Origin of the sequence: Serratia sp. (in: enterobacteria), from assembly GCF_046715635.1 — a bacterium.
Lineage (GTDB): Bacteria > Pseudomonadota > Gammaproteobacteria > Enterobacterales > Enterobacteriaceae > Chania.
In genome coordinates this window covers 1-3,583 of record NZ_JBKJYW010000046.1, presented here as the reverse complement: position 1 = coordinate 3,583, position 3,583 = coordinate 1, and the positions used below count along the sequence as shown (strand labels likewise).

Here is a 3,583-nt window from a genome sequence, read left to right as displayed (position 1 = left end):
TCCCCGCTGGCCTGCTGAGCCAATACTTCCCGTTGCAATATCAGCGCGTGATGGAACGCAAGCTGGCGAAACAGCCCCACGCACTGATGATCGACAAAATTCAGGATGTGCTGCGCGCTTATCGCTTTGGTTGTACTCCCGCTGAACAAGCCAAAAATACCGAGGAGATGGCCCATGCATAACAGCCAACTGTTCGTTCGCACCGGCATCAGCTTTGCCGACGCGCAGCAGGCGCTGGAGCACATTGGCCTCACCATGCTCAACGCCGGAGTCGTTAACGATAGCTACCCGCAGGCATTGTTGGCGCGTGAGAGTGCTTATCCCACCGGCATCGCCCTTGAGCAGCACGCGGTCGCCATCCCCCATTGTGAAGCGGAGCATGCACGTGTTCCGGCTATTTATCTGATCCGCCCTGACCAGGCAGTGCCCTTCGCGCAGGCGGATGATGACGGCACGATAGACGTTGCACTGATCATCGCGCTGATCGTCACCGACCCGGCGGCGCAGTTGGTTTTACTGCGCACGTTGTTTGGCCAGTTGCAGCACCCCGAGTTTATCAATGCGCTACTGACCGTCCCCGAGGACCAATTGGGCGAAATTTTTGCCCAGCGGGTTTTCACTTCGCCCTCCCGACCACAACAAAAAACAGAATATGAAGGAGCCACACTGTGAAACGTAAAATTATCGTTGCCTGCGGCGGTGCCGTTGCCACCTCGACCATGGCCGCAGAAGAGATCAAAGAGTTGTGCGCGGAGCACAATATCGAGCTGGACTTGGTGCAGTGCCGCGTGACCGAGATTGAAACCTATATGGACGATGCCGACCTGATCTGCACCACCGCCCGCGTCGACCGGCAGTTTGGCGATATCCCGTTGGTCCACGGCATGCCGTTTATTTCCGGCGTCGGCATCGATGCGCTGAAACAAAAAATACTGACCATTCTGACGGAGTAGCCCATGTTTACCGACATCATGCGTTATATCCTCGATCTCGGCCCTACGGTGATGCTGCCCATCGTGATCATCATCTTCTCGCTGATTTTAGGGATGAAATTAGGGGATTCATTTAAATCCGGCATTCATATCGGCATCGGTTTCGTTGGTATCGGGCTGGTCATTGGCCTGATGCTGGACTCGATCGGCCCGGCGGCAAAATCGATGGCCGAGCAGTTCCAGATCAACCTGCACGTAGTGGATATCGGCTGGCCAGGCTCGTCACCCATGACCTGGGCCTCGCAGATTGCCCTGATCGCCATCCCGGTAGCAATTGCGGTCAACATCGTGATGCTGCTGACGCGTATGACCCGCGTGGTTAACGTGGATATCTGGAACATCTGGCACATGACCTTTACCGGTGCCATGGTGCATCTGGCCACCGGTTCATACTGGCTGGGTATGCTGGGCGTGGTGGTGCATGCCGCCTTCGTCTACAAGCTGGGGGACTGGTTCGCCAAAGATACCCGCGACTTCTTCGGGCTGGAAGGGATTGCCATTCCGCACGGCACCTCCGCCTATATGGGGCCGATCGCCGTACTGGTGGACACCATTATCGAAAAGATCCCCGGTCTGAACCGCATTCACTTCAGCGCAGACGACGTACAGAAACGCTTTGGTCCGTTCGGCGAGCCAGTGACCGTCGGCTTTGTGATGGGGCTGATTATCGGTGCGCTGGCCGGTTATGACCTGAAGGGCATTCTGCAACTGGCGGTGAAAACCGCTGCCGTGATGCTGCTGATGCCACGGGTGATCAAACCGATCATGGATGGCCTGACGCCCATCGCCAAACATGCCCGTAAACGCCTGCAAGCACGCTTTGGTGGCCAGGAGTTCCTTATCGGCCTCGATCCGGCGCTGCTGCTGGGCCATACCGCCGTGGTCTCCGCCAGCCTGATTTTTATCCCGCTAACCATTCTGATCGCCGTGATCGTCCCAGGTAACCAGGTGCTGCCGTTTGGCGATCTGGCGACCATCGGCTTCTTTGTAGCCCTAGCCGTGGCGGTGCATCAGGGCAACCTGTTCCGCACGCTGATCTCGGGCTTTATCATCATGAGCATCACGCTGTGGATCGCCACCCAAACCATCGGGCTGCATACCCAACTGGCTGCCAATGCCGGTGCCTTGAAAGCGGGCGGCGTAGTGGCCTCAATGGACCAAGGCGGCTCACCGATCACCTACCTGCTGATCCAACTGCTCACCTGGCAAAACGTGGTGGGTCTGGTGGTTATCGGCGTCATTTACGCCATCGGGGTGTTCCTTACCTGGCGCCGTGCCCGCCAATTTGCCCAGGCTGAAGCCACCGCCAAACTACAAAACCTCAACGCCATGTCCTAATCCTATGGGGGAGCCCGCCTCCCCCAATCTATTCTCTACGGAGTTCAAGTTATGCAATCAGTCGTGATCCACACGGAGGGAGAAGTGCGCGTTGAAGAACGCCCCGCCCCTACCATTGAGGCCGCCGATGAGGTATTGGTTCGGGTGGCGTATTCCGGGCTATGCGGTTCAGATATCCCCCGCATCTTCGCCAAGGGCGCGCATTTCTACCCGATTACCCTGGGGCATGAGTTCAGTGGCCGGGTCGTAGCCTGCGGCGATCGGGTTACCGACCTGCAGCAGCATGATGCCGTGGCCTGTGTCCCTTTACTGCCGTGCTTTAACTGCCCGGAATGCCAGCGCCATTACTATTCGCTGTGCAAGCATTATCAGTTCGTCGGTTCACGCAGCCACGGCGGCAACGCCGAGTTTATCGTGGTCAAACGCGCCAATCTGGTGAAATTGCCTGCCAACGTCAGCTTGTTGCAGGGGGCGTTTATTGAGCCCATCACCGTCGGCCTGCATGCCATTCAGTTGGCTGGGGGCTGCCAAGGCAAAGAGGTGATCATCATTGGTGCCGGCACTATTGGCCAACTGGCGATACAGTGTGCCAGAGCGATGGGTGCACGCAGCGTCACGGCGATCGATATCAATGACGACCGGCTCAAGCTGGCACGGCAGATCGGCGCAGAAAACGCGTTTAACAGCGCAGAACTCAGCCCCGCTCAGATAGCCGAACGCTTGCAGGAAAGGCGCTTTGATCAGTTGATTCTGGAAACCGCGGGCACGCCACAAACGGTCGGGCTGGCGCTGGATATCGCCGGGCCACGGGCACAAATCGCGCTGGTGGGGACACTACACAAAGATCTGCACCTGTCTTACAGCACCTTCAGTCAGATCCTGCGCAAGGAACTGACGCTGCTGGGCAGTTGGATGAACTATTCGGCCCCGTGGCCAGGGGAAGAGTGGCAACAGGCCATGAAGCTGTTCCAATCGGCAGATCTGGCTCTGGAGCCGTTGATTGCCAGCATCGATCGCCCGCAGCAATACGCCGCCAGCGTTGCCGCCCTGGCCGGTAAGCCGATGCAGGGAAAAATCATGCTCAAGCTTGGCGAAGAGTGATATTTAGCCAATGGCTGCCCTAGCGCAGCCATTATTTTGCCTCAAATCCCATCTCCTTGATCTTTATGCTCCCCTTTCATATCCCTTTCGCATAAAATAAAAGCAAAACATTTCGATAGGTCAGGATGATGAACTCTTTTGAAAGACGAAAC

At 57.1% G+C, this 3,583-nt stretch carries 5 protein-coding genes; all 5 read left to right on the top strand.

Going from position 1 to position 3,583, the window contains the following annotated elements; all coding sequences use genetic code 11:
• Positions 1 to 182: class II D-tagatose-bisphosphate aldolase non-catalytic subunit (locus ACLQ7H_RS02285; RefSeq protein WP_411751267.1), on the top strand; the 182-nt coding region annotated here is incomplete at its 5' end.
• Positions 175 to 672: a PTS galactitol transporter subunit IIA gene (gene gatA, locus ACLQ7H_RS02280; RefSeq protein ID WP_411751266.1), complete on the top strand. Its 498-nt coding sequence runs from the start codon at positions 175 to 177 to the stop codon at positions 670 to 672. The genes ACLQ7H_RS02285 and gatA, both read left to right, overlap by 8 nt.
• A complete protein-coding gene (gene gatB / locus ACLQ7H_RS02275) occupies positions 669 to 953 on the top strand; it encodes a PTS galactitol transporter subunit IIB (protein WP_021181786.1) in 285 nt (94 codons plus the stop codon). The genes gatA and gatB overlap by 4 nt, the downstream gene beginning before the upstream one ends.
• A gap of 3 nt (positions 954 to 956) precedes the next feature.
• On the top strand, positions 957 to 2,330 hold the full coding sequence (locus tag ACLQ7H_RS02270) for a galactitol-specific PTS transporter subunit IIC (protein ID WP_411751265.1): 1,374 nt from the start codon (positions 957 to 959) through the stop codon (positions 2,328 to 2,330).
• 51 nt (positions 2,331 to 2,381) lie between these two features.
• Positions 2,382 to 3,431 (top strand): galactitol-1-phosphate 5-dehydrogenase, encoded by a 1,050-nt coding sequence (gatD, locus tag ACLQ7H_RS02265; protein ID WP_411751264.1) that lies wholly within the window; start codon positions 2,382 to 2,384, stop codon positions 3,429 to 3,431.
• Positions 3,432 to 3,583: the final 152 nt, after the last annotated feature.

Excerpts from the sequence above, each read along its gene's own strand:
- gatA (WP_411751266.1), top strand. The coding sequence starts at position 175 with ATGCATAACAGCCAACTGTTCGTTCGCACCGGCATCAGCTTTGCCGAC.
- ACLQ7H_RS02270 (WP_411751265.1), top strand. The coding sequence starts at position 957 with ATGTTTACCGACATCATGCGTTATATCCTCGATCTCGGCCCTACGGTG.
- gatD (WP_411751264.1), top strand. The coding sequence starts at position 2,382 with ATGCAATCAGTCGTGATCCACACGGAGGGAGAAGTGCGCGTTGAAGAA.